Raw genomic sequence first — 24720 nt, 5'->3', positions numbered from 1 at the left:
GTCTGGAGAATGTCTTGAGGGCGCGTTCACTCTCACCAGTCTAAAAAGCCTTGTCAGTCATCATTTTACCTTCCTTGTGATGTCGAAGAGCTTGGATTCAAGGCGGCCTGGTTCTCGAGCGCGTAGTACCAGATGGGTCATAGGGCGTCCTGATCTTCCACATTTTGGTGGCGATGTTCTTGACAGTGGAGATGTTCGATGCCTGCTGTTTCAACGTGCTGTTCTGGTTTTGCGTCATGCGGATATCGCGGGCCATTGCTGAATGGATGCCTTGATGAGTTTCGTGATCTGACTGATGTTGGCATGGTGAGTTCGTCTCCTTCTGGCTAGGTTGGGTGTCCTTGCATGATGGCCATGAACCTGTCCTAGCGGAGCCCATCAAGGTCCGGGGTCGTCGTCGTGGTCGGACTTGTGAGGCGCCGAACTGTATATTCCCGCCATATCGGCCCGTATTTGGGCGGTGGAAAGCTTGCGAGTGGGGACATGGTGACGGGTGCAAATGTCGCGCGCGAGAATGCGGTCTTCTCTACGGCACCCACATCTGGGTGATAACCACTGCTCGTGGATATAGGCATGTGGCCGGCTGGCAAATGAGGCATCGGAGTTGCTGTTGGAGCATATTTCTATGCTGATGTAATGGGTATGTAGGCGGGCGTGATGGACGACTGTATCCTCGAGTATACATCGAACCTCCATGGATATGTTACCCATGTAATGGGCAGGGGTGGATCGAGTTGTTGAGGTGACATATTCTGCTACTGGCACCGCTTGCCCTAATAAGGGCGACAATAGGAATCCAGAATCGGGGCATCGTGAGTGAAGTGCCGGCTGTTCTGGGATAGATTGTGGTGGCGTTCGTGATGACAGGGTGGAACATATATCGCGGCATTTCCTCCTCTCTTAGGTTGACTAGAAAGGGGATGTGACACCCATCGTCCTGGGTCTGACAAGGGTAGACGCTATAGCTTAGAAATATACATAAGTAAGATGTTTCTCGCAATGAAAGACGATATGTCACGAGCTTCCTGGTGCTGTTTCCCGACATGGAACTGTTAGTTTGAATCAATTTTGAACTGAGGACGCCAAGTTGACCCCCTGGTGTGCAACGATGCTTCTTGCTTGCAGTTGCGAGCAATTGTTCCCGATGAAAGGAACCCACAAATGAAGGTTAAGTTCTTAGCAGCGCCGCTGATTGTTGGTGCCTTGATGGCGCCGGCAGCTTTCTCTGGAGCGACAGCTTATGCTGCCCCGGTTGCCCCCATAGTTGCGGTGAGCGCCACTCAGCCCAATAAGACCCTTTCTGTTGCGGAAGCGCAGAAGGAGCTGCAGGTTGTCAATGCCCGTATTGCCTCGCTTCTGGATACCCAGAAGAGCGCAAAGGAAGCCTTCGCGCCCGCGAACGTCCTCAATATCATTGGCAAGCTCCTGGAGACGGCCAGACGGATCAAGGAAGCACTCGTCAACGTGATCAAGGGTGGGATTGCTTTCCTTAAGTCGATCCCCACTCGTGTCGAGTTGCTGGTAACGATGGTCGATACCGTCAACGGCGCAGCCCACACCTTGCAGGACAAGGCCCAGCCAGCCCACTCCCACGTGTTCCTTGAGTTGGTCCACGCCAGTGTGCTACTGGTGACCGTGAGCGCCACTAGCGATCAGCTGAAGGACGAAATGGCGGCTGTGAAGAAGGCTCTTGCGGAGGCTCAGAAGATGCCTGACCTCAAACCCAACGATGTGGCCACCTTCTACACCAAGACCAAGCTGTCCCGTGTGCTTCGCCAGATTCGTTTCGATCGCAACACCTGCGTGCTGCCCTTTAAGCGCTTGGGCACCATTTACTTCATGAGCCGTGCCCTGCTCAAGGCTACTGGTGTGCTGATGGAACCGCTGGTGCGTGTTTCCGAGGTCGATCAGGCCATCACGGACGTCAAGGCTGCCTACCAGGATGCCCTCAAGGCTCCCAACAGGTTGCTGACTCCGGCAGTGCCGTCCGTCTGCCTGCCTGCTCCGGCCGCCTCCTGATGCTGTTGTCCTGACACTTGCATCGAAATCATTTACGGCATGGGCCCATTCCTCTTGAGGGGTGGGCCCATGTTCGTGTTCACAGTCTCTTCTCCTCCGGGCTCGATTGAGGTGTCGGAGTGGGGCGCATGGTCACGTCCCGCCACGACGCCGGATGCGTCATCGCTGAAATGAACTACGGGGTGACTGGACACGCACCCAAGTGATGAAATACCTTGCCCTTTTTGGCTTTCGAAATCCGCTGGTCCAGCCGGGTCGGCGGGGACGGAATGCCTGTCGGTGTTATCGGGTCCTCGGCTCCCCTTTGGTATCCCGAGTGGGCTTATTGGCCCTGGCACATCTACGTCCCGAACTGGCCCCAGCTCACACCCCTGCGGGGCGTGGCGGCAACCCGTCAACGGCCTGGCACGTCGCATCGAGGTGGAATCGGGGTCGGTCTGTGATTATCTTAAGAGTCCGTTGACGATCGTGCCCCGGTTCCCTGCCCGTGGGTGACACAATGGACCTCGTGATACTCGCGAACCCTCTCAAGGTCGGTGACTTGCTTGTGGCAAGTCGCCAAATTGACGAGGGTATTTTCTACGAATCCGTCGTTTATCTCATCGACGTTGCTCTTGATGGCGTCCTTGGAGTTATCGTCAACCAACCATGCACAGCGGGAACCTTGCACAGACAACTTCCTGGCTGGGTGCATTTAGCTACCCCGCCGCAGGATCTCTTCCTCGGCGGTCCGATGTCGCCAAATGGGGCCATCTGCCTGGCCCGAGTGCAACGCTCGAGTGAGGAACCTCCCGGATGGCGACGTGTCCAAGGACTAACTGGTCTGCTCCACCTCGACACCCCGACTGAACTTGTGGAAGGTGCGTTCACCGACGTCCGGATCTTCGCGGGATACGCCGAATGGGTGCCCGGCCAGCTAGAGGCCGAACTCATTCGCGGAGACTGGATCAGAGCCGTGGCTCACCCCGAAGACATCTTCTCCTCTGAGCCGCGAGGTTTATGGCGGGCGGTGCTGCATCGTCAGAACGGCCCCGCGGCGTTGCTCGCAACGGCGACCGACACCCCTGCCCTCAACTGATCACCGGCCAGGAGTATGGGGGCTACCATATGCACCATCTCAGAATCCAGTCAGGAGGTCCACGGTGGACGCCGCCGGTGATTATGGGCCGATTCTTGTCGTTGACGACGACGCGGCCCTAGCGGAGATGCTTCAGCTTGTCCTCATCAAAGAAGGGTTCTCGACGGCATGGGTCGGGCACGGCAGTGATGTCATGGACGTATTCCGCGAGCACCGGCCCGCCCTGGTCCTTCTCGACCTCATGCTGCCCGGTCGTGACGGTATCCGGATCTGTCAGGACATCCGACGTGAGTCAGGCGTCCCGATCATCATGCTCACTGCCCGCACTGACACCCCTAATGTCGTCCAAGGACTTGGTGCTGGAGCCGACGACTACGTCTGTAAGCCGTTCCGGTCCGCCGAGCTCATTGCTCGTATTCGTGCCCGGTTGCGCACACCCGTTTCCCGGCGTGAGGAGGGCGAGGTCATTACCGTCGGGGATTTGACCATTGATCCCGTTGCCCATCTGGTTCAACTAGGAGGCGAGGAGATCTCACTCACTCCGTTGGAATACTCCCTGCTCGTTACGATGGCCCAATACCCCAATAGGGTATTTAGCAGGGAGACCCTGTTGCGTGAGGTATGGGGATACACCAACATCACCGATACTCGGTTGGTCAACGTCCATGTGCAGAGACTGCGTTCCAAGGTGGAGCGCAACGCGGACCACCCCCAGATGATCGTCACTGTTCGTGGCATCGGTTACCGCATCAACACCCCTGGGGAGGAAAGCTGATCACCCTGGCGGGGCGCGCCGGTCGTGGTTGGCGGCCGGGTTGGTGCCCATCATGGCTGACCGGACCTCGACGGCTGTGGTGGTCTTCCCTGCCGCTGCGCACGGTTACTGTCACTTTGTCGAGTAGCCTCGTCATTCTCATTGTTGGTGGCTTCTTCCTCGTTCGTCAGGCCACCGCGGGCATCGTTGAAGCTAAGCGCACCTCAGCCGTCGCCGAGACGACCGCGACCATCAATCGGATTCAGGGACAACTGCGCGACACCGATCTGCGTACGGCATCTTTCTATGAGCGGCTCAACCTTCTTGCCGACGACGCCGCGAGCCAGTCCGACCAATACCACGTCCTCATTCAGGGACCGGTTTCCGGCCTCATCTCCCAAGGCGTGTCCCCAGATTCGGTCCCGACGGACCTGACAGCGACGGTGGGGGAGTCCAACGGCATGTGGACTGCCCCCACGACGGTGCACTACACCGACCATGTCCGTCCAGATGTCCCCGGAATCGTCGTTGGGTCGACGCTGTGGTCGCCAGAGGCCAGCCAATCCATCCCGGTATATTTCATCTTTCCCGAGACTCAGGAGGTTGCTGCCGTCGAGCTATTGCGTCGCAGTGTCATTAGCGTCGGTGCTCTCATGGCCTTGGCTATTGCAGTTACGACCTATCTGGCGACTCGTCATATTTCCTTGCCGATTCGCCAAGCGTCCATTACTGCTTCAAAACTGGCCAAAGGCGCCCTTGACGAGCGGATGGTGGTGCGCGGGACCGACGATCTGGCGACCCTAGCATCGTCCATGAACGACATGGCTGCGCAGCTGGACCTACGCATCGGTGAGCTCGAGAAGTTGTCGAGTCTGCAACAGCAGTTCGTTTCTGACGTATCCCACGAGTTACGCACGCCGATGACGACGATGCGGATGGCCTCGGAAATGGTCGAGGCTAACCCGGACGATCCGGTGCAAGTGCGATCCGTGGAGCTCATGCGCGACCAGATGGAGCGGCTAGAACTGCTTCTCGCCGACCTGTTGGAGATCTCGCGGTTTGACGCCGGTGCTGCCCAACTCAGCCTAGAAGACTGTGACATTGTTGACTTGGTGCGGTCCGAGATCAGCGACGTCACACCGTTGGCCGATCGTCTAGGAGTATCGATCGTGCTCGTTGCCGAGGCTGCTCAGACCGCAGAGGTAGATCCGCGTCGTATCAGCCGCATCGTCCGAAACCTGGTATCCAACGCCGTCGAGCACGCCGAGCGCAAGACCGTTGAGGTTACGGTGGTGGGCAATGACTGTGCGGTGGGAGTCGCTGTGCGTGATCACGGTGTCGGGTTTGAGGCATGGCAAGCTGAGAAGGTCTTCGGACGATTCTGGCGAGGCGACCCATCACGGGTGCGTACTGTGGGCGGCAGTGGCCTAGGGCTGGCGATCTCGCGTCAGGATGCGAACCTTCATCATGGCTGGCTGACAGCCTGGGGACGCCCGAACCAGGGGGCCTACTTCCGATTGGTGGTTCCCAGACAGCCCGGCGGAGTCATCGTCAAGTCCCCGCTCCCCGCATCTCCGACCGATGCCGACCGCTCTGACGACGAGGAAGAACGATGACCCTACGCCCTTCCCGGCGTGCTGTGCTGTCAGCTGCTGCTGTTTTGCTCACCGGATGCTCCGAAGTACCATCCCAGGGCCCAGTGAAGCGAGCTGATGCTTTCCCGCGCCGCCGCGCGGGAAAGCATCGACGTCGCTCCCCATCCTCCTGCAGACGGCGCGTCCATCGACCTCGTGGTGGGCGGGTTCCTGCAGGCGATGGCGAGCGTGCGTGACGACTACCGGGTCGCGAGGTCTTACCTCACTAGCGACATTGCGGATCGATGGGATCCCCATGCGAAAGTCACCATCTATGACGCCACGAACCATAAGCCGGCCAGCACCGTCGCTACCGCAGCGCTTCAGGCCCCCGTGGTGGGGCAGATCGATTCCAGAGGCCACTATCATCCGACTAGTTCTCAAACTCTCAATCATGACTTCGGAATGGCGCAGGAATCGGGTCAGTGGCGTATCTCCCGGCCTCCAGAAGGGGTGCTCATTTCCCAGTACACCTTTCAACGGAGCTGGTCGACGATTCCCATCTACTTTTTGACAGAGGCGGCGGACCGCCTCGTGCCCGACGTCATTCATCTTCCCAGCGCCGCCGCCGACCCAGATGCCGCTCTTCGGGCGATGACAGCCGGGGTTCCCGAGCCTCTCGACGCGGTGCTGCGAACGGCCTTGCCGGACGGGGTGACGGTCACGGGGACGACGTCGGTGGATGCCGTCGGTGTGGTCACCGTTCCGTTGAGTGCTTCGGCGGCCCAACTGTCGCCATCCCAGCGGCGTCTGTTAGCCAGCCAGGTGACATGGACCCTGAATGGTTTCGCAGCGATATCGCGCATCCGGTTTACTGCCGGTGGCTCTCTGCTTTCGCTTCCGGAGGCGGCCGAAGATCAAAGCGTGTCCGCAGATCTTTACGCCGAGTTCATCCCCTTTCCCGCTACCCACTCACCGACCGTGGTCGCCGTCATCAAGGGGCAGATGGGGCGTGTCGCGGCCTCAGGACACAACTTCCGGATCATGCCCGGAGCACTGGGGCGAGGGGCGACCACGAACAACAGTGTGGCGGAGGTCGCATCTACTCAGTTTACGATGCCAATGATCTCCCCGCGCAGCCCAGGTGCGATCTGGCATGCGGTCTCAGCAGATCGACGTTCATTGCTCACCTGGCAGGAAGGTAGCGAGGATATCCAGGTGCTGGCCACCGGCGTGAACTTACGGCGGCCTCAAGTGCTTCGCGACCACAGCATCATGACCTTTTCGGACACGGATCCGACGCTGATCGTCGTCGGATCAGATGGCGCCCGAATGTCGACCGTCGTCGATCTCGGTGGGTGCAGGGTGACGTCGTTCAGCGTGGCCCCTGATGCGGTCCGGGTCGCCCTCGTCCTTGAACGGGGGAAGACACGTGCGCTGGGGATTGGGCTGCTGTCCCGCCAGGAAGGCGCGGTCCACCTCAGTCACATAACCGACATCCCGCTGTCCTCCTCAGACGTGAATCTGTCGATCATTACCGACGTTGCATGGCTATCTCAGACTCGGTTGTGCGTGCTGGGTCGTGCCATCGATGCTGGTGTCACGACCCCTTACGAGATCGTCGTCGACGGATCTGGCGCGACGTCAATGGGTCAGCTCACCGCCACTAGCATGGCGGCCGTCGTCGCGTTGCCGACGGAAATGGGCACCGAGGCGGTCGTGCTGTGCGAGGACGGGACGTTGCTGCTCCACGAGGAGAGTTTCCGCTGGCGTCAGATCCTTCAAGGTGTTAACGCCGTTGCGGTCACTACTTGACCCTTCCGCCGAAGCAGGCAGAGCCACGAAACTAATGGATCGTGAACACACTCGAATCGCTGGCGGATCTGTTTCTGGGGGCATGTTGTCCCGGTTGTACAGCGCCTGGAATCGGAATCTGTCAGGCGTGCCTGGAAGCCGTGAATCCGGCGCCACGGGTCATCCTTGACGGACCGCCCCCGATCATCGCCTGCATGGGCTACCACGGTCCGATTCCGGGGATCGTCACCGCCCACAAGGACCGCGGTGCTACGTGGCTCACTGATCAACTCGGCCAATGGCTGGCCTGTGGACTAGCACCGGCCGTGGCGGCCGCTCCTGGGCACGTTGACGTTGTCCCAGTGCCGTCATCGAGGCGGGCAGTCAGGAAACGAGGAGCTGACCATGCTGCCGACATGACTCGTTCGGCCTTGGAATGGCTTAAGGTACCTGGCGCAACCGTGAACCAGCTGTTGCATCGAACCCGTCAGGTGGCCGATCAGCTCGAGGTCGGCGATGAGCAGCGTGGTGTCAATCAACGAGGGTCTATGAGGGCCGATTCTGGGAGCGGAGACGTCATTATTGTTGATGATGTACGCACGTCCGGAGCGACGGTGGAGGAGGCCTGCCGCGCCTTGACCCGGTCGGGACGACAGGTGCTGGCCATCGTCGTCCTGGCTGACGCCGCGACCGCGACGCGATGGCCGTGATCACAATGAGATCCTCGGTATGATCACGAGGCTGGTCGCATCGTCACTGAGCGCGTTGAAGCTTGCCAAACATCTGTTGGGAGCGCCCCGTTTGGGCTAGCGTAGATGCATGGCACGACCGAACGGCACCCGGATCTCTCATCAGAGGGTGGAACACGGTCGTGCCTTTTGTGTCAGCGTCGGAAAGACCGATGCAAACCCCAGCGCAGGAGGTTGTCATGGAGGTCATCGTTTCGGGACGGCATTGCCACGTCAGTGACGACGTGCGCGCCCAAGTCGAGGACAGGCTCTCCGGGGTCGAAAAGTTGAAGGACCGGGTCCAGCGCGCCGAGGTGGTTTTCACCGCCCAAGGCACTAAGGGACCCAAAGACCAGGCCATGACGTGTGAGATCACGCTGCGCGCTAAGGGGCCGGTAGTGCGAGCCGTCGGACAGGCGGAGGACAAGATGGTTGCCTTTGACATGGCCGCCGATCGGCTTCGCACCCAGTTAGTCAAGGCTGCGGATCGTCGTCGCAGCCGCCGCGGGCTGCGTGTTTCCCAGGTCCTAGACGTTTTACCTGAGGAGAGCACTGACGATGCACCCGATATCCTCACCACAAGGACGATCGCAGGTGACGTGGAAGTCACCGGGGATAGCCCTATCTACGTTAAGGAGAAGATTTTCCAGGCTGTTCCTCTAACCCTGGCCCAGGCTCTCGACGAGATGGAACTAGTCGGTCACGATTTCTTCCTCTACCTTGATCAGGATTCCAAGCGGCCTAGCGTCGTCTACCGGCGTAAGAAGGGATACAACTACGGCGTCATCCATCTCGACCTTGACCACGAGTAACACTTACTGAGGTTTTGAGGTCGCGGCGATGCGGGTCTTCCCGCATCGCCGCTTGTCATGGGGGTAATCGACTTTCCGCAGCTTCCGGTGCCGGCATGGCAGAGATGCCGGCACCGCGTGTTCATGGGGTAGATCGAGCTGCGCGTTCTTGGTTCGGCCGAGGACCCCCTAGGATGGGGGCGGTGGCTTCCCTATGCCACTCGTCGGGCATATGCTCGGACGGTTACGACGTCTACTCCTTGAAGGACCCGCCCCGTGAACCTCATGGATCGCGTGCTGCACGCCGGTGAAGGCAAGATCATCCGCCGACTCAACCGCATTGTCGGCCAGGTCAACAGCATTGAGGAGGACTACGTCGCCATGGACGACGACGAGTTGGCCGGTCAGACCGCCGACTTCCGTCAACGTCTTGACAATGGCGAGAGTCTGGATCGTCTCCTCCCAGAAGCCTTCGCGACGGTACGTGAAGCCTCAAAGCGCGTGCTGGGTAAGCGACACTTCGATGTTCAGATCATGGGTGGTGCAGCCCTCCACCAATGCAACATTGCCGAGATGAAGACCGGTGAAGGCAAGACGCTGGTCGGTTTGCTTCCTGCCTACCTCGAGGGCCTGCTCGGCGAGGGTGTACATATCGTCACCGTCAATGACTACTTGGCTCGGGTGCAGTCAGAGCAGATGGGCCGTGTGCATCGGTTCCTAGGTTTGTCGATCTCGGCGATCCTGTCGGACATGCCGCCGATGGCCCGCAAGGAGGCCTATAAGGCCGATGTCACCTATGGCACGAACAACGAGTTTGGCTTCGACTACCTGCGTGACAATATGGCCAGTTCGCTCAGCGAGTGCGTGCAGCGCGGTCACCATTACGCGATTGTTGACGAGGTTGACTCCATTCTCGTTGACGAAGCTCGTACCCCGCTGATCATCTCTGGACCTGCCGAGGAGAACAAGCAGTGGTACCCGGAATTCGCCAAGATCGTCTCGCGGCTCGAACGCGACGTCGACTACGAGGTAGACGAGAAGAAACGCACCGTCTCTGTACTTGGGCACGGAATCACCGTCGTTGAGGAGAGGCTCGGTATCGAGAACCTTTATGAGTCAGCGAACACTCCGCTTATCGGGTACCTCAACAACGCCATCAAGGCCAAGGAGCTTTTCCACCGCGATAAGGACTACGTCGTCGTCGGTGGTGAAGTCCTCATCGTTGACGAGCACACCGGCCGGACCCTTGCTGGCCGTCGTTACAACGAAGGCCTCCACCAAGCCCTTGAGGCCAAAGAACACGTCGAGATCAAGGACGAGTATCAGACTCTCGCCACGATCACCCTGCAGAACTACTTCCGCATGTACGACAAGCTCGCCGGCATGACGGGTACCGCTAAGACCGAGGAAAGCGAGTTCCAGAAGATTTACGGTCTGGGAGTCATCCCGATCCCGACGAACCGTCCGATGATCCGCAAAGATCAGAAGGACCTCATTTACCGCACCGAGGATGCCAAGTTCGATGCCATCATCGCCGATGTTGTTGAGCGTCACGAGGCGGGCCAGCCGATCCTTATCGGCACTGCGTCGGTGGCCAAGTCGGAGCTGCTTTCCGAGAAGCTCAAGCGTGCCGGTGTTCCGCACAAGGTGCTGAACGCCAAGCACCATGAGTCTGAAGCCGCGATTGTCGCCTTAGCTGGCCGTAAGGGGGCCGTGACGGTGTCGACGAATATGGCTGGCCGTGGTACCGACATTATCCTCGGCGGCAACCCCGAGTTCCTCACTGAGCTTGACCTACGGGAAAAGGGCTTGGACCCCCTCGAGGACCAGGACGCGTACCAGACTGCGTGGAACAACACCCTGGCCAAGTATGAGGAGCAGTCCCAGGCTGAACACAATGAGGTCGAGGGGCTTGGCGGCCTTTATGTCATTGGCTCGGAACGTCACGAGTCTCGCCGTATCGACAATCAGTTGCGAGGACGTTCCGGTCGACAGGGCGACCCCGGTGAGTCGCGGTTCTATCTGTCGCTGCAGGACGAGCTCATGCGGCTATTCAAGCCCGAGGTCATTGACCGTGCCATGGTGACCCTCAAAATGCCCGAGGACATGCCCATCGAATCGAAGTGGGTGTCGCGACAGATTGAGAGTGCCCAGAAGCAGGTCGAAGCGCAGAACTTCGAGATGCGAAAGAACGTCCTTAAGTACGACGATGTCATGAACCGTCAGCGTCACGTCATCTATGGCGACCGTCGCAAAGTCTTGGAGGGGGCTGACGTTGAGGCTGAGTTGCGTGCGACTACCGACCGCGTTGTTGAGGCGGGCGTCCGCAAGTACGCCGAGGGTTACTCGGAGGACTGGGACCTTGACGCAATGTGGAACGAGATTGGGACTGTATATCCGGTTGGTTTGGACCTTGACGAGTATGCCGATTGCCAGGACGTTGAGGAACTTATTGAGGACTTTAAGGCCGACGCCCAGGAGGCCTACGATCGCCGCGAGTCCGAACTCGGCGAGGCAACTATGCGGCAGCTTGAGCGTGAAGTCCTGCTGACGGTATTGGATCGCAAATGGCGCGAGCACCTCTACGAGATGGACTACTTACGCGAAGGCATCGGTCTGCGAGCTATGGCGCAGCGTGATCCGTTGGTCGAGTACCAGCGCGAAGGTGGCGACATGTTCAACTCGATGATGGATTCTTTCAAGGAGGAGGTCGTCGGGTTCCTGTTCAACCTCGAGATTGAAACCGGCCCGCAGGTCGGCCTGGTCACCGACGATGGGGGCAACCCGGTCACGGCTGACTCAGTGCTTTCCAAGGGGAATCGTCCACGACGGGCCTTGACCTATTCGGCGCCGGATGAGCAAGGCGAGGCAGAGACAACCTCAGAAGGCGGACAGAAGCCCCGCGGCGAGGGGAACCGCGCCGCCAGAAGATCCGCGGCGTCGAAGAAGCCAAAGAATCGCCGCAATAAGAAGCGTCGGTGAGTGGTCGACGGCGCCAGTTCTACGTGGCTGGCGCCGTCGTTATTATCCCAGCCCGACGGTCTCACAGGTGATTTTCTTCAACGTCAATAACGTGGCCACTTTGGGGTTGAGGACCAGTTCGACGGCGTCGAGACGCCAGGCACGTTCCTCAAGTATCAGGCTGGTGGCCAGTGGTAACCGTCTGCCCCTGAGGTCAAGCAGACCCACACCGTCGACCCGGTTGTCGTCGTAACTTACGCGTGGCTCACCAACGAGGAGCATACGGCTCCAGCCCGGGCCGCGAGGCCAACGTCTCATCGTCGCAACTGCACGAGTGCTACTGGCCTTGACGAGCTGGCTCATAGGTCGTCGTCCAGCCATCGTCTCCACGATGATGATGTGGGCTGCGCGGGTGAGCCTTACCGCCTCGTAACGAGCTTGTGAGTCATCTCCGTTGCGGCTCAGTGTCGGTGCCGATGAGACGATACATAGTTCGTCAGGCCACCAATCCCGATCAAGTTCCAAGAAGATCCCGGAATGGTCTACCAGTGCCGAGTTGAGGGGTATAGGCGAGGATGTCGTCGTCATGTACCCAAGGACAACGCATGAGATACCGTAAGCGGAAGGGTTGTTCGGGAAATCTGTGGACAACTCTGGTGAGCGAATCGTTCCATCATCTGGGATGTCGCGAACCAATATATGGTTCTTGCTCGCACTTGAGTAGCGTGGATCATGGATCTGAGGCCACGCCGACCAAGGAGGGTTCAATTGTCGACATCCACCATCGTCTTCATCCCGACCAGTGCGGAGCGGGCTCATCAACTCGTTGCTGCACCGGGGAAACAGGTAACGGCTTTCACGGTTACTGAGGAGTTGCAATCCATCCTTGATGTCACCGATCCGGAGGAAACCGAGCATGCCGCCATGGTTATCGGTTCTGTGTGGGGATTAACCCACACTGGTCGACGCTTGGTACTCGTAGCTCACGTCCCGCCTGAGCAGATCACCGACCATGAGGAGGTCGACAACGGCGGAGTGACTCTGACACATCTCGAGCCTTCTCAGATCACCGCGTGGTTCGCTGATGATGACGACGCTCACTCACGGGAGGCGGCGGAGGCAGTCAAGGGCATGACTATTGATGACGCGTGGAACGACGTCACTATCCAAACCCTTATCGGTGAGCACGAGTTGTCATGGCATGACGTCACCGAGGAGCTTCCTGCGGTCAGCACCGACCCGGAGGGTTTCCGCGGTCTTGAGTGATGCTGACCGCCTCGCGTGGTCCGGTGTGGTGTTCAGTGAGAGGCCAACCAGTCGTTGCCAGCATCCTGTTGCATGTTAAATGCCTGAGTGATGTGAGGAGCTGCGGCTTTTTCGAGTTTCTTACCAACTAAAGGCACCGACACTGTGAAGGTTCCGGTATAGATAACCTCAGTTCCGGTGGCGTCGGGGCGCACTGATGCGTGTCCATCCGCTTTCGCAGGCATGCCTTGAGGGACGATCTGGAGGGTACCCTCGCGTGATCCGTTGGGGCCGGCCGGTTGCCACGACAGCGTCTGCTTGGCGGTCAGAGTCGAACCGACGAACGTGGTGATCTGGCTGGGGGCTGGCATAGCTACGTCCAAACTCAGTGAATCCCCTGTAACGACGGCGTTGCTGGTCGTGCCACCGCCACGACGGTGGACGTCTTGCCACCATGCCGGATCAGTCATCATAGCGACGACTTGGTCGGGGGTTGCGTCGAAATGGGCCCGTGAATTGATGTCCATGCCACCATGATGCCGGACGGTTACGGCACATCTCACACTATGCCTGTGCGTGGTGGTTCACGCCAAGGCATTGACCCTTGTAGAGTTCTCGATGAGGACCACGTGGAGGTGGCCCCGTGACCATGACGAAAGTGACCTGATCGTGTCAGAGATGGATGAAGTCATCCCGGCTCTCGTGGCAGCTGTGCAAGAGCAGCATGCCACCGGAGATCATTACCGTGACGATGCGATTCGTCAAGCGATGGAACACCAGGCGCAGCTTGCGCTGCGACCTGGGCCGGTTCGCGTTGACGTCATCGTCGATCCGCCGTGGTCAGACGGGCAGATAAATTCTGTTCAGGTCGTGACGGGTGACCGTCCTTTCCTTGTCGACACTGTGGCGTCCTGCTTGCTGAGGCACGGGTGGAGGGTCGAGGACGTCCGGCATCCGATCATCGGTGTGAAACGCGACCGCGGCACGATTGAGGCGGTCGGAATGCCCGGTCGGGGAGGTTGTGCCTCGGAGTCGTGGATCCACATTGATGCGACGGCCCCGCTTGGTACCGATATCGGACAGGCAGCCGAGCAACTTCGTGACGATTTGTGTGCGTGCCTTGATCAGGTTGTTTGTGCCACCGATGACTGGGGGGCAATGCATGAAGCAATGCTGCGCACTGCTGAGCTCGTCAGCGCTTCCTCAGGACCAGCCGATGATCGCGATTCGAGTCGTGAGTTACTTGAGTGGCTGGCTGATGATCACTTCATGTACCTCTCCTACCAGGAATTCACGGTTGATGGCGAGACGATGACTCCGGTCGCAGGTACTCATCTTGGCATCGCTGAGGAGGGGCCGCGATTTGACGCCGTTCCGCATAATGACGATAAGGCGACCGTTATCGTCACCAAGGATTCGGTGCGCTCGGCAGTACAACGCAATGGTTACCGCGATTACATCGGGGTAAGGATTCGTGACGAGCACGGCGCCGTCGTTGCTGAGCACCGGTTCCTTGGCCTGCTGGGGTCCGCGGCGTACACGGAGTCTGTGGCCCATATTCCGGTCTTGAGGGGTAAGGCGTCTCGTATCCTCGCGCTGTCTGGCTACCGCGCTAACTCTCATAGCGGAAAGGCGGTTGTTCGCACGATTGCTGAGTTCCCGCGTGATGACTTCTTTGAGGCGTCTGCCGAGGAACTCGTGCCGCTTATTATGGCCGTTGTCGATCTGCGTGAGAAGCAGCGCTTGCGTGCCCTGGTGCGTCGGGGCCCATGGGGTCGTTTTTTCCACCTTCTTGTCTTTGTTCCGGCAGATCGTTTCGACGCCAGCACTGTCGGCGTCGTTGAGGGAATTGTGGCTAAACGCACTGGCGCGGTGGAAGTTGACTCGACCACCATGATGGGGGAGTCCTCGCTGGTACGGATCACAGTGACAGCCAAGGTTGCTGATGGACAGGTGCTACCACCGATCGACGACGAGAAATTGCAGGCTGAACTTGCAGATGCCACCTCGAACTGGGATGACGAGTTCATCACCTTGGCCAGTGGCATTCCTAGCAACCGACGAGGAGTCGATTTCGGCCCCGAATACAAGCAAGAGTTCACCGCCAAGCAGGGCATTTTGGATCTGGAGCTCCTCAACGGCCTGGCTGAGGATGATCTGGGACTAGTGATGTATCGCCCCGATGACCCAGCTGATCCGTCTGATTTGCGACTAAAGATCTTCAACCAACGGGCTCCGATGACACTTTCTCAGGTGATGCCACACCTGTCGAGCCTGGGTGTTCAGATTATTGATGAACATCCCCATCGCATCATATTGCGCGGGCGAGAAGTGTGGCTGTTCGACCTTGGTCTGCAAACTCCTGGTGAGCTATGGAAGGTCGCTGGACGACGTCGTTTCACCGAGGCGTTTGCAGCGTCGTGGAAGGGGGAGTGCGAGTCTGACACCTTCTCCGGATTGGTGACTGAAGCTGGACTGTCGTGGTCCCAAGTAGCGATGCTGCGCTGTATCGCTCGGTACCTACGACAGCTCGGTAGCCCTTTCTCACAGACGTACATGGCGCGGGCTTTGCGGGCTAATCCGAACCTGGCAAGGGACCTAGTGGGGATCGTTGAGGCGAAGTTCGATCCCACTGCTTTTGATGATGGAGTTGATGCCGGTCCGCAGCGTTTGGCTAAGGTCGAGGAACTGTCCGAGTCCTTCCTCACTGACCTTGAGGAAGTGGCTTCGCTTGACCACGACCGCATCTTACGCATGATGCATGCCGTCATCAGAGCTATGATCCGTACGAACTGGTGGCAGAGCGGTCGACGGGCGTTGGCCTTCAAGGTCCGTCCTACCGATCTCGGCTTTGCCCCGGCCCCGCGGCCCAAGTTTGAGATTTTCGTCAACTCGCCACGAGTGTCCGGAACCCACCTGAGGTTTGGCGCCGTCGCGCGAGGTGGCCTGCGGTGGTCCGATCGCCCCGAGGATTTTCGCACCGAAGTACTCGGCTTGGTCAAGGCGCAGATGGTCAAAAATTCGGTTATCGTCCCGGCCGGTGCCAAGGGCGGATTTGTGCCTGCTCATCTACCTGATTCAACGACCAATCGCGCGGAATGGGCTGCGGAAGGCAAGGAGTGCTACCGCATTTTCGTGTCTTCGTTGCTGTCGCTGACAGATAACGTTGTTGAGGGCAAGGTCGTCGCACCTGAGGACGTGGTTCGTCACGACGGTGATGACCCGTACCTTGTTGTTGCGGCCGACAAAGGCACAGCCACCTTCTCTGATACCGCAAATGCCATCGCTGCCGAACACCACTTCTGGCTTGGTGACGCCTTCGCCTCTGGCGGTTCGCATGGCTACGACCACAAGGCGATGGGTATCACGGCCCGTGGCGCGTGGGAATCAGTCACTAGGCACCTGGCAGACCTAGGGATTGACCAGGCTACCGAGGATTTCACGTGCGTTGGCATCGGCGATATGTCGGGCGATGTCTTCGGTAATGGCATGCTGTTGAGCAGGCACATCAAATTGGTTGCTGCTTTCAACCACCGCCATGTTTTCGTCGATCCGAACCCAGATCCTGAGGCGTCGTGGCAAGAGCGTCGCCGTCTCTTTAACCTTCCTCGCTCAAGTTGGGGCGACTACGACTCTTCCCTTATCTCTGAGGGTGGTGGCGTCTGGGATCGCACCTTGAAGTCGATCCCAGTGAGCCCGCATATGCACGAGGCTTTAGGAATTGACGCTTCGGTGAACCGGATGACGCCCGATGACCTCATCTCCGCGATCCTGCGAGCCCCCGTCGATCTGTTGTGGAATGGCGGCATTGGTACCTATGTGCGCGCTACCAGTGAAACTGATGCTCAGGTAGGCGATCGTGCTAACGATCCGGTGCGTGTCACCGCCAAGGACGTTCGTGCGAAGGCTGCCGGTGAAGGTGGAAACCTAGGTTGGACTCAGGCTGGCCGTATCGAGTATGCCCGCAATGGTGGCCGCATTAACACCGACTTCATCGACAACTCGGCAGGAGTAGATACCTCGGACCACGAAGTCAACATCAAGATCCTCCTGGACGCTGAGGTTGCGGCAGGCCGAATCAGCGAACAAGAACGCGATGAATTGCTGCCGGCCATGGCGGATGATGTTGCTTCCCTAGTGTTGCGCCACAACCATTCACAAAACTTGGCCTTAGCTAACGCATTGAGCTCAGATGGCCCGACTGCGGGAGTGTTAGAAGCGTGGATGTGCGAGTTGGAAGAGTCGGGTCATCTTGATCGCGCTGTCGATACCATGCCGTCGACCACTGAAATGAACCGGAGAATGGCCGCAGGGGAGAGACTCGCTAGTCCGGAGCTGTGCACTCTGCTGGCTTGGACGAAGATCGCCCTGTGTGATGCCGTGCTGGCGACAGACTTGCCGGAGGATCCTTTCGTTGCGGACCGCTTGGTGGGCTACTTCCCGCCACTTTTGAGGGAGAGGTTCACTGAGCGGATGCCGACACATCGGCTGCACCGTGAGATCATCACGACCGAGGCCGTGAACCGTTTCGTAGATTCGCAGGGTATTACGGCCTACTACCGGTTGCACCTACAGACGGGGGCAGACATTGCCCAGGTCATCCGATGCCAGCTCGCAGCACGCTCGGTGTTCGGACTAGGGCGAGTCGAAACGGATCTCACCCACCTCGGGTTGGATGCTGTCCGTACCGCCAAGATTCGACTTGCATTGACAGATCTTGCCATGCATACCACCCGGTGGTTCCTCAACCATGGTGGCGCCGACGACATCGCTGGCACTATCGAGACCTACCGGCCTGGTGTAGCTACGCTTGTTGAGAAGTTGTCTGAGCGGCTGCTTGGCGACAGCGCGGATGCCTGGCAGGAGAAGGTCGACGAGGTCACCGAGCTTGGGCTTGATCGTTCTGACGCCGCAGTTGTTGCCGCTTATGACTGGAGCCCAGTACTCCTCAGCATCGTAGAGATTTCGGAAGAGGGCCACTCTCTTGACGAGGTTGCGGATGCTTATCTGACGCTGGCCCGCCGCGTCGACATGATTCGCCTCACCAGGCTCGTCGAGCAGCTTCCGCAGGATCGTCCGACGGATGCCAGAGTGCGGGCGAGTTTGCGAGAAGATCTGTTGCGAGTGATGTCGGACGCGACCCGACGCGCCCTTGTGATTGGAACAGACAATGTTCTGGCAGACGGTGGTCGTATTGTGAAGTCGATAGCGGCAAATCCGGATCTAGCGCACTGCGTCGTGATGGTCAGTGATCTACGGTCCGCCGTGGGCCAGGAGGTCACATTGTGAGAATTGATCTTCACACCCACTCCACGATCTCAGACGGGACAGACTCACCGACCCGCCTCATGATGAAAGCTGCCGGGAGTGGTTTAGACGTTGTCGCCCTGACCGATCACGACACCTTTGATGGGCTGGAGGAGGCCCAGGCAGCCGGACAGCGTTTTGGTGTCCGGCTGCTGCCCGGCTTCGAGATGACATGTCATATCGGCGGCCGAGACGTGCATCTGCTCGGTTACGGGGCCCGTCCCGACGATCCGGTATTAGGTAGGGAACTGCAGGCCACCCGAGCATCGCGAGCAGGACGTCTAGACGCTATCTGTCAACGGCTGTCTGACGCCGGGATGACGGTAACAATTGACGATGTGCACCGGACCTCCGGGTCTGCTTCCAGCCTGGGTCGCCCTCATGTCGCGGATGCAATGGTGGCTAAGGGATATGTCGAGGACCGTGATGAAGCCTTCCGCGACTGGTTGTCAGACGGAAAACCGGCCTATGTGCCAAGGCGCAGCGTGGCACTAGAGGAAGGCATTGACCTCATCCACAATGCCGGTGGTGTTGCTGTGCTCGCCCATCCGTGGGGAAGAGGAGCGCAGCAGGATCTCACCCCGCAGGTGATCGCGTCCCTGTCGGCGTACCACCAGCTGGACGGGATTGAAGTCGAGCATCAAGATCATGACCAGGTCGCTCGTCGGATGCTTTTCGACTTAGGCGGAAGGCTCGGATTGGTCCGGACTGGCGCAAGTGATTATCACGGGTCCGGCAAAAAGGATCACCAGTTGGGGTGCAATGTGACCCGTGAGACTGCGTATCGAGAGCTGGTGACGAGGATTCAGCTGCGCGGTGGAGTCCTTCGCGTCCGGTGAGACTGCTACAGTGACCACTATGACGAGTGCACCTGCGATTGCCACCTCGTGGTGGCGTCGCTGCGTGCGGCACTGACATTGTGATGGCCGCCTTGCCTGGCGGCGTCTCCTCGTCGCCGGGAGCGAGCGGCGAGGAAGGATTAACGATGACCAGCGACGTCCCCGGGATTGGCTCGAACGCCGCCACTTTGGCGCGTTCCCAGGCTCGCAGTGACAAGGTCGAGGCTGATTTGGCGGTCCATCCCGACAAGTGGCGCATTCTTACCGGGGACCGTCCTACTGGCAGCCTGCATATCGGTCACTACTTCGGGTCGCTGGCGAATCGGGTACGCCTGCAGAGCAAGGGCATTGAGTCTTTCCTTGTCGTCGCTGACTACCAGGTTATCTATGACCGCGACGGGGTCGGTGACCTGCAGGCCAATGTTATGTCGAATGTCGCCGATTACCTGGCAATCGGCATTGACCCAGCGCTTACCACGATTTTCACCCACTCAGCGCTGCCAGCTCTCAACCAGCTGCTGTTGCCCTTTTTGTCCTTGGTGACTGACGCTGAGCTGCGTCGCAATCCGACTGTCAAGGACGAGTTGGCTACGTCAGAGCGTCCGATGTCCGGTCTCATGCTCACCTTCCCTGTACATCAGGCCGCTGACATCCTCTTCTGTAAGGCGAACCTTGTTCCCGTCGGGCGTGATCAGCTTCCCCACATCGAGCAGACCCGTGTCATCGCGCGTCGTTTCGACGAGCGGTACGGGCGCGCCGAGGCCTCCAAGCCCGTCTTTCCCGAGCCTGAAGCATTGTTGTCGGCGACCCCGCACGTTCTCGGCTTGGACGGCACCAAGATGAGCAAGTCGAAGGGTAATGCCATCGAGCTCGGTATGACCGCAGATCAGACCGCAAAGCTTATCAAGAAGGCCAAGACCGACGCTGACCGTCACATCACGTGGGATCCGGAGAACCGCCCGGAGGTCTCCAACCTGCTGCTGCTCACCGCCCTGTGCGAACACGATGATCCGGCTACCATCGCTGAGGAAATTGGTGATGGTGGCTCTGGCACTCTCAAGAAACGTCTCACCGCTTCCCTCAACGACTATTTCGCCCCCATTCGAGAGCGTCGTGCCGAACTGGCAGCTGATGAGGGTCACCTTCGTGAGGTTCTTCGTGATGGTAATGCGAAGGCCGCTGCGGTAGCTGACCAGACGTTGGCGGAGGTGCGCGAAGCTATGAAAATGGTGTACTAAGGGAGTTGTTTCGTAGTCTTATCGCGCACCAGTGTGCCAGCAGCCTCATGGTGTGGGACCTCGTCAAAAAGTGATGTCTTCCTGGGCGTTGAGCTCGGGATGGCGCGCCTTGTTGCGTTTAACGGCTGGCCAGGCGACGAGCATAACGGCGATGTACACCAGGGATGCGGCCAATACAATTCGGTTCTGGGGATCGAGCACCATGAGGGCCGTCACCCCGGCCAAGCTGACGATTCCGAAGATACCCGTAATTGGGTAACCCGGCATATGGAAACCCGAATCTGTGATCCGACCCTCATTCACTTGTCGGCGCAACACCAACTGGCACCAGAAGATCGTCGCCCACGTCCAGATGACACCGACCGCAGCCGTGTTAATGGATATCTCGAAGGCACGCTCGGGAACGACGTACTCGAGTCCCACCCCCAGTAGGAAAACGCTGGCGGTCATAAGGATGCCACCGGAGGGTGTCTTGAATCGGTTGAGAGTACCCGCGAATTTTGGAGCTTCTCCCGCGGCCGCCAGCGATTTGAGGACTCGACCCGTCGCATACAGCCCGGAGTTCACTGAGGAGAACGCAGCGGTGATGACGACGATATTCATGGCGTCGCCTATCCATCCCACTCCCATGGCCGAGAATGCCGTAACGAAGGGCGATTCATCGGCGGAGTATTCCTTATACGGTAGCAACATGGCCAGCAAGGCCAAGGACCCTAGGTAGAACACAACGAGCCGGAAGACAACCGCATGGACGGCTTTGGGGATAACTTTGCGGGGATTCTGCGTCTCCCCGGAGGCGGTGCCCACTAACTCGATGGTGGCATAGGCGAAGATGACGCCTTGGATGACCAGGATGAGGGGCAGAACCCCCTGTGGGGCGAATCCGCCGTCGAATCTCCATAGGTTCGACACCGCCGCTCGGTGCCCACCGACGTTGACATGGGAGGCCACTAGGCCGATGGCCACGATGATAAACGCTGTCAAAGCCACAACCTTGAGCAACGCCGCCCAGAACTCGAATTCTCCGAATGCCTTAACACTGATGAGATTGACCGACACGAGGATCATCAAGGCGACAAGTGAGGGTACCCACATCAACAGGCTGGGCCACCAGAATTGCAGATAGGTACCGATGGCGGTCAACTCAGCGATGCCCGATGTCATCCAGTTCAGCATGTACATCCAGCCAACGGCATAGGCCCAGCGATCGCCAAGAAGTTCCCGGGCATAGGACACAAAAGAACCACTAGAGGGGCGGTGAATGACCAACTCGCCGAGCGCTCGCATGACGAGGAAGGCGATGACCGCGCAGAACGCGTAGGAGATGAGGACCGCTGGTCCGGCACTGCGCAGGCGGCTCCCTGCTCCAAGAAAGAGACCGACCCCGATCGCCCCGCCAATCGCCATCATCTGGACCTGGCGATTGGTCAGGGTCTCGGCATAACCTTGGTCGCCGCGATCGACGATCGGTTGGATCTCTTCAATTGTGGCGGCTCGGGGATCGTCACGGGTCGCGGTGACCTTGGGGCCTTGCGGATTGCCCTCGTGTGATCGCTGGGTTGTATGGGTCATCATCGACCTTCCAGTACGACTGATTAGGCTGCACGTGGTGTTCCGGTGAACCGGAAACGCCGCGCATTTTGTTCAGTGTAGGGGGTGATGCGGTCACTCCGTGGGCATCTGCCCGCACAAATTGTGGATCAGACGTGATCGTTACAGCCTGTTTGATGGTCGGTTGTGCAGGGCATTCCGGGCGCGTCGGTGTCTCGGCCGCGCCTCGCGCGGGCCGGCGACTATATCGTGATGGTTGCTGTTTGCTGCGTGTCGGTTTTGGTTTGCTTTCTGGTGAGGTGGCTGGGCCACGGGGTTGGGTGAGGAGCCCCTGACTACTTTGCCGTTGCGGCGGCGAATGCGCTTTCGCCGCGCTTTATCTCCATCCTTGGAAGCATCACGGGAGTGCCGCCGTGTGGCCTTCTCGTGGTGGGAGCCATCGTGGCCGTGGCGATGCTGTCGCCGTTTCTTCTCGGTAGCGGCCTTCTCAGGATCGATGATCTGTCCCTGAGCGTCCTCGGGTATGTCGAGATCGGTGTAGAGGTGGGGGGAGGTGGAATAAGTTTCGACTGGCTCGGACAGCTCGAGGTTGAGGGCCTTGTTGATGAGCTTCCAGCGGGTGACGTCAGCCCAATCTACGAGGGTGACGGCGAGGCCTTTGGCACCCGCGCGGCCGGTGCGACCAATGCGGTGGACGTATGTTTTCTCGTCTTCGGGACATTCATGGTTGATGACGTGGGACACCCCGGTGACGTCAATGCCACGGGCAGCGACATCGGTCGCCACCAGGATGGTCGCCTCGCCATGACGGAATTTCTTGAGCGCCTTTTCACGCGCGACCTGCGTGAGATCACCGTGGATGGCGCGGGTTTTGAAACCGCGGTCGTCGAGGTCGTCAGAAAGCCGCTGGCATGCACGCTTGGTGCGGCAGAAGATAATGACCTTCTCGACGTCGTTGGCCTGCAGAATGCGTCCAATGATCTCAATCTTGTCGAGGGGATGGGCCTGGTATACAAACTGCTGGGTGTCGGGCACCGTGGTCTGGGTGTCGGCTCCTTCGGCGCGGACGTGCACCGGACGACGCAGTTGGGACCGGGCTAGGGCCATAATCGGGGCCGGCATAGTGGCCGAAAACAGCATCGTCTGGCGAGAGGCTGGAGTGCGTCCGATGAGATTCTCGACGTCAGGCAGGAAGCCGAGATCGAGCATCTCGTCGGCCTCGTCAAGGACGACGATGCGCACATGGGACAGATCGAGGTCCTTGCGCTGGGATAGGTCAAGAAGGCGTCCAGGAGTACCGACGACAACATCGACCCCCGCTTTAAGTGCGTCAATCTGCGACTCATAACCAACCCCACCGTAGACGGTAAGGACGCGTGTGCCGCGGACAGAAGCGGCAGTGGAGATGTCTTTAGACACTTGGAGAGCTAGCTCCCGGGTAGGGCACATCACGAGTGCTTGGGGCTTGCCTTTGGTGGTGAGTTCTTCCCAACCTTCGTCACCGGGCAGGGTGATGCGCTGCAAGATGGTGATGCCGAAGGCGAGTGTTTTGCCAGTGCCAGTACGCGCCTGCCCAATAAGATCCGTGCCCTCGACGGCAATCGGGATCGACATGGCCTGGATCGGGAACGGGGAGACAATTCCCACCCCTTCCAGCGCCTGGCAGATATCTTCTCGGACGCCGAGGTCGGCGAAGGAGGTGGGAACGGAAACAGTAGTCTCGGTCAGTGTCTTGGCCTCTTCGTGCGTGGGCCCGTCAAGGCCCGGTGTCGTTCTTGTGACGTCGTTTAATGCCACGTCTGGTGTGGACCAGCGAAGATACGCGTTCGACACACCATCAATCATTTTACCTCTCATGCCATCAACCCTCTAACCTGATGGGGTGAGCGTCGACGACACGAACCCCAGCCACACCGCCGTTGCGACGATTTTTTGGTCTGTCTCGGCATCTTGCGCCCTGCATGGATTCTCGGCGATAGTTTCCGGCATGGCGTTAGCTCCCGGGCTTGCGGAACGGTTCCTCATCGTTGATCGCAGCGCCGAAATCCAGCGCATTCTGGCGGAGGTTAGGACGCGGCTCGCAGACCGCGAAACCCTCGCTGAGGTCGAGCCTCTCATCGGCTCGGTGGAGGAATACGTTCCCGCCCAGGACTGGTCGCAGGTCCTGTTGCGCGACCACATCGTGGTAAGCCTTATTTCCGACTTCCTGGATCGAGTTGAGCCAAATCTTGAGCCCCAGCTTCGTCCTAGAGGTGGGTCCTTTGGCCCGTGGTTGGGACGAAGTACTGGAAACCGGGTGAGGTGGGACGCCGCGATGCGCCAGGTCCTCGCAGCGCATCAAGACAAGTCTGGTGACTCTCTTTTTGCTCGGCGGCTTGTAGGTGAGGTGTTGTCAGTGGCCCAACGACTCTTTGCTCGACATCAGAGCCTCACCTCTGCACTGACTCAGGCTGGCGGCGGTGAATTCGATGATCTTGATCTCATCAATGAAGTGATGGCCGGCGTACTTGGCGCCCACGATCAGCGCATGATTGAACTTGGCTTGGAGCCCTAAGGACGCTCCGAAAGCTCCCACAGCTTCGTCGTGACTTAGGTCAGAGGGTTCCGAACCCCACTTGACGGCTATTGGGCTGGCCCAAATCGAGGTAGGCAATTCCATGAGCCGGAATGAGGACCTTGCGGCCTTTGGCATCAGTCAGAGTGAGGACGGCGTTCGGCTGAGCCAGACTCTCCCTGAGTTGCTGCTCGATGGTCTCGGCGCTCTCCTGAGCATCGATGCTGACTTCGCGCGCGGCGTTGACGATACCGATCTTAATCTCCATGAGTACCAACCTACCGTCG

General features: G+C 59.1%; 20 protein-coding genes and 1 pseudogene. 13 read left to right on the top strand and 8 right to left on the bottom strand.

Annotation, left to right across the window (positions count from 1 at the left end):
• Positions 1–97: 97 nt before the first annotated feature.
• From ACOYO3_RS07875 to ACOYO3_RS07865, 3 genes are read right to left on the bottom strand one after another with little or no spacing between them, the layout of a single operon-like run.
• The gene (locus ACOYO3_RS07875; protein ID WP_427305840.1) at positions 98–379 is read right to left on the bottom strand and encodes a hypothetical protein; all 282 of its coding nucleotides are present in this window, start codon (positions 377–379) and stop codon (positions 98–100) included.
• Entirely contained in the window at positions 379–765 is a 387-nt protein-coding gene (locus tag ACOYO3_RS07870) for a hypothetical protein (protein ID WP_002519423.1), read from the bottom strand. Before ACOYO3_RS07870 ends, ACOYO3_RS07875 begins: the two co-directional genes overlap by 1 nt.
• A complete protein-coding gene (locus ACOYO3_RS07865) occupies positions 704–1135 on the bottom strand; it encodes a hypothetical protein (protein WP_002524891.1) in 432 nt (143 codons plus the stop codon). Before ACOYO3_RS07865 ends, ACOYO3_RS07870 begins: the two co-directional genes overlap by 62 nt.
• A gap of 26 nt (positions 1136–1161) precedes the next feature.
• On the opposite strand from ACOYO3_RS07865, the gene camp1 reads away from it, so the two are divergent.
• From camp1 to secA, 8 genes and pseudogenes are all read left to right on the top strand, one after another.
• Positions 1162–2019: a CAMP factor pore-forming toxin 1 gene (camp1, locus tag ACOYO3_RS07860; RefSeq protein WP_002524892.1), complete on the top strand. Its 858-nt coding sequence runs from the start codon at positions 1162–1164 to the stop codon at positions 2017–2019.
• A gap of 499 nt (positions 2020–2518) precedes the next feature.
• On the top strand, positions 2519–3097 hold the full coding sequence (locus tag ACOYO3_RS07855; protein WP_002516393.1) for a YqgE/AlgH family protein: 579 nt from the start codon (positions 2519–2521) through the stop codon (positions 3095–3097).
• A 64-nt stretch (positions 3098–3161) separates the two neighbouring features.
• Entirely contained in the window at positions 3162–3872 is a 711-nt protein-coding gene (gene mtrA, locus ACOYO3_RS07850) for an MtrAB system response regulator MtrA (RefSeq protein ID WP_427305839.1), read from the top strand.
• Between the two features lie 89 nt (positions 3873–3961).
• Positions 3962–5467, top strand: a complete 1506-nt coding sequence (gene mtrB / locus ACOYO3_RS07845) for an MtrAB system histidine kinase MtrB (RefSeq protein WP_255994056.1) — start codon at positions 3962–3964, stop codon at positions 5465–5467.
• Positions 5464–7240: pseudogene (locus ACOYO3_RS07840) on the top strand (LpqB family beta-propeller domain-containing protein). Before mtrB ends, ACOYO3_RS07840 begins: the two are co-directional and overlap by 4 nt.
• A 194-nt stretch (positions 7241–7434) precedes the next feature.
• On the top strand, positions 7435–7929 hold the full coding sequence (locus tag ACOYO3_RS07835) for a ComF family protein (protein WP_002519427.1): 495 nt from the start codon (positions 7435–7437) through the stop codon (positions 7927–7929).
• A gap of 218 nt (positions 7930–8147) precedes the next feature.
• On the top strand, positions 8148–8759 hold the full coding sequence (gene hpf, locus ACOYO3_RS07830) for a ribosome hibernation-promoting factor, HPF/YfiA family (RefSeq protein WP_002516401.1): 612 nt from the start codon (positions 8148–8150) through the stop codon (positions 8757–8759).
• Positions 8760–9023: 264 nt separating this feature from the next.
• Complete coding sequence (secA, locus tag ACOYO3_RS07825) at positions 9024–11720, top strand: preprotein translocase subunit SecA (RefSeq protein ID WP_427305923.1); 2697 nt, start codon at positions 9024–9026, stop codon at positions 11718–11720.
• A gap of 42 nt (positions 11721–11762) precedes the next feature.
• Here the strand turns inward: secA and ACOYO3_RS07820 are convergent, their stop codons facing one another.
• Positions 11763–12287: a hypothetical protein gene (locus tag ACOYO3_RS07820; RefSeq protein WP_002521497.1), complete on the bottom strand. Its 525-nt coding sequence runs from the start codon at positions 12285–12287 to the stop codon at positions 11763–11765.
• A gap of 180 nt (positions 12288–12467) precedes the next feature.
• On the opposite strand from ACOYO3_RS07820, the gene ACOYO3_RS07815 reads away from it, so the two are divergent.
• Entirely contained in the window at positions 12468–12965 is a 498-nt protein-coding gene (locus tag ACOYO3_RS07815) for a DUF6912 family protein (protein WP_002516400.1), read from the top strand.
• A gap of 32 nt (positions 12966–12997) precedes the next feature.
• Here ACOYO3_RS07815 and ACOYO3_RS07810 read toward each other — a convergent pair whose 3' ends face one another.
• Positions 12998–13471: a DUF2505 domain-containing protein gene (locus ACOYO3_RS07810; protein WP_002516408.1), complete on the bottom strand. Its 474-nt coding sequence runs from the start codon at positions 13469–13471 to the stop codon at positions 12998–13000.
• Positions 13472–13562: 91 nt separating this feature from the next.
• On the opposite strand from ACOYO3_RS07810, the gene ACOYO3_RS07805 reads away from it, so the two are divergent.
• The 3 genes from ACOYO3_RS07805 (at position 13563) to trpS (ending at position 20328) form a co-directional block, all read left to right on the top strand.
• The gene (locus ACOYO3_RS07805; protein WP_014167265.1) at positions 13563–18233 is read left to right on the top strand and encodes an NAD-glutamate dehydrogenase; all 4671 of its coding nucleotides are present in this window, start codon (positions 13563–13565) and stop codon (positions 18231–18233) included.
• A gap of 2 nt (positions 18234–18235) precedes the next feature.
• Positions 18236–19090 carry a PHP domain-containing protein gene (locus ACOYO3_RS07800; RefSeq protein WP_073842158.1) on the top strand — a complete coding sequence of 285 codons (855 nt, stop codon included), beginning with the start codon at positions 18236–18238 and terminating at the stop codon, positions 19088–19090.
• Positions 19091–19173: 83 nt separating this feature from the next.
• Positions 19174–20328 (top strand): tryptophan--tRNA ligase, encoded by a 1155-nt coding sequence (gene trpS, locus ACOYO3_RS07795; protein WP_002519433.1) that lies wholly within the window; start codon positions 19174–19176, stop codon positions 20326–20328.
• Positions 20329–20391: 63 nt separating this feature from the next.
• Here the strand turns inward: trpS and ACOYO3_RS07790 are convergent, their stop codons facing one another.
• Together ACOYO3_RS07790 and ACOYO3_RS07785 are read right to left on the bottom strand one after the other, a co-directional pair.
• On the bottom strand, positions 20392–21903 hold the full coding sequence (locus ACOYO3_RS07790; RefSeq protein ID WP_002516416.1) for an amino acid permease: 1512 nt from the start codon (positions 21901–21903) through the stop codon (positions 20392–20394).
• A gap of 138 nt (positions 21904–22041) precedes the next feature.
• Complete coding sequence (locus tag ACOYO3_RS07785; protein WP_002522270.1) at positions 22042–23736, bottom strand: DEAD/DEAH box helicase; 1695 nt, start codon at positions 23734–23736, stop codon at positions 22042–22044.
• A gap of 130 nt (positions 23737–23866) precedes the next feature.
• Here ACOYO3_RS07785 and ACOYO3_RS07780 point away from each other — a divergent pair, with 130 nt between their 5' ends.
• Positions 23867–24433, top strand: a complete 567-nt coding sequence (locus ACOYO3_RS07780; protein ID WP_002520186.1) for a hypothetical protein — start codon at positions 23867–23869, stop codon at positions 24431–24433.
• 40 nt (positions 24434–24473) lie between these two features.
• Here ACOYO3_RS07780 and ACOYO3_RS07775 read toward each other — a convergent pair whose 3' ends face one another.
• Positions 24474–24701, bottom strand: coding sequence for a DUF3107 domain-containing protein (locus tag ACOYO3_RS07775; RefSeq protein WP_002516412.1), 228 nt, complete (start codon positions 24699–24701; stop codon positions 24474–24476).
• Between the last annotated feature and the right edge of the window lie 19 nt (positions 24702–24720).

This window comes from Cutibacterium sp. KBN10P07758 (assembly GCF_050286205.1).
In the GTDB taxonomy this organism is placed as follows: domain Bacteria; phylum Actinomycetota; class Actinomycetes; order Propionibacteriales; family Propionibacteriaceae; genus Cutibacterium; species Cutibacterium acnes.
Note: the sequence above shows the minus strand (reverse complement) of the source record. Positions and strands in the feature narration are given on the sequence as shown.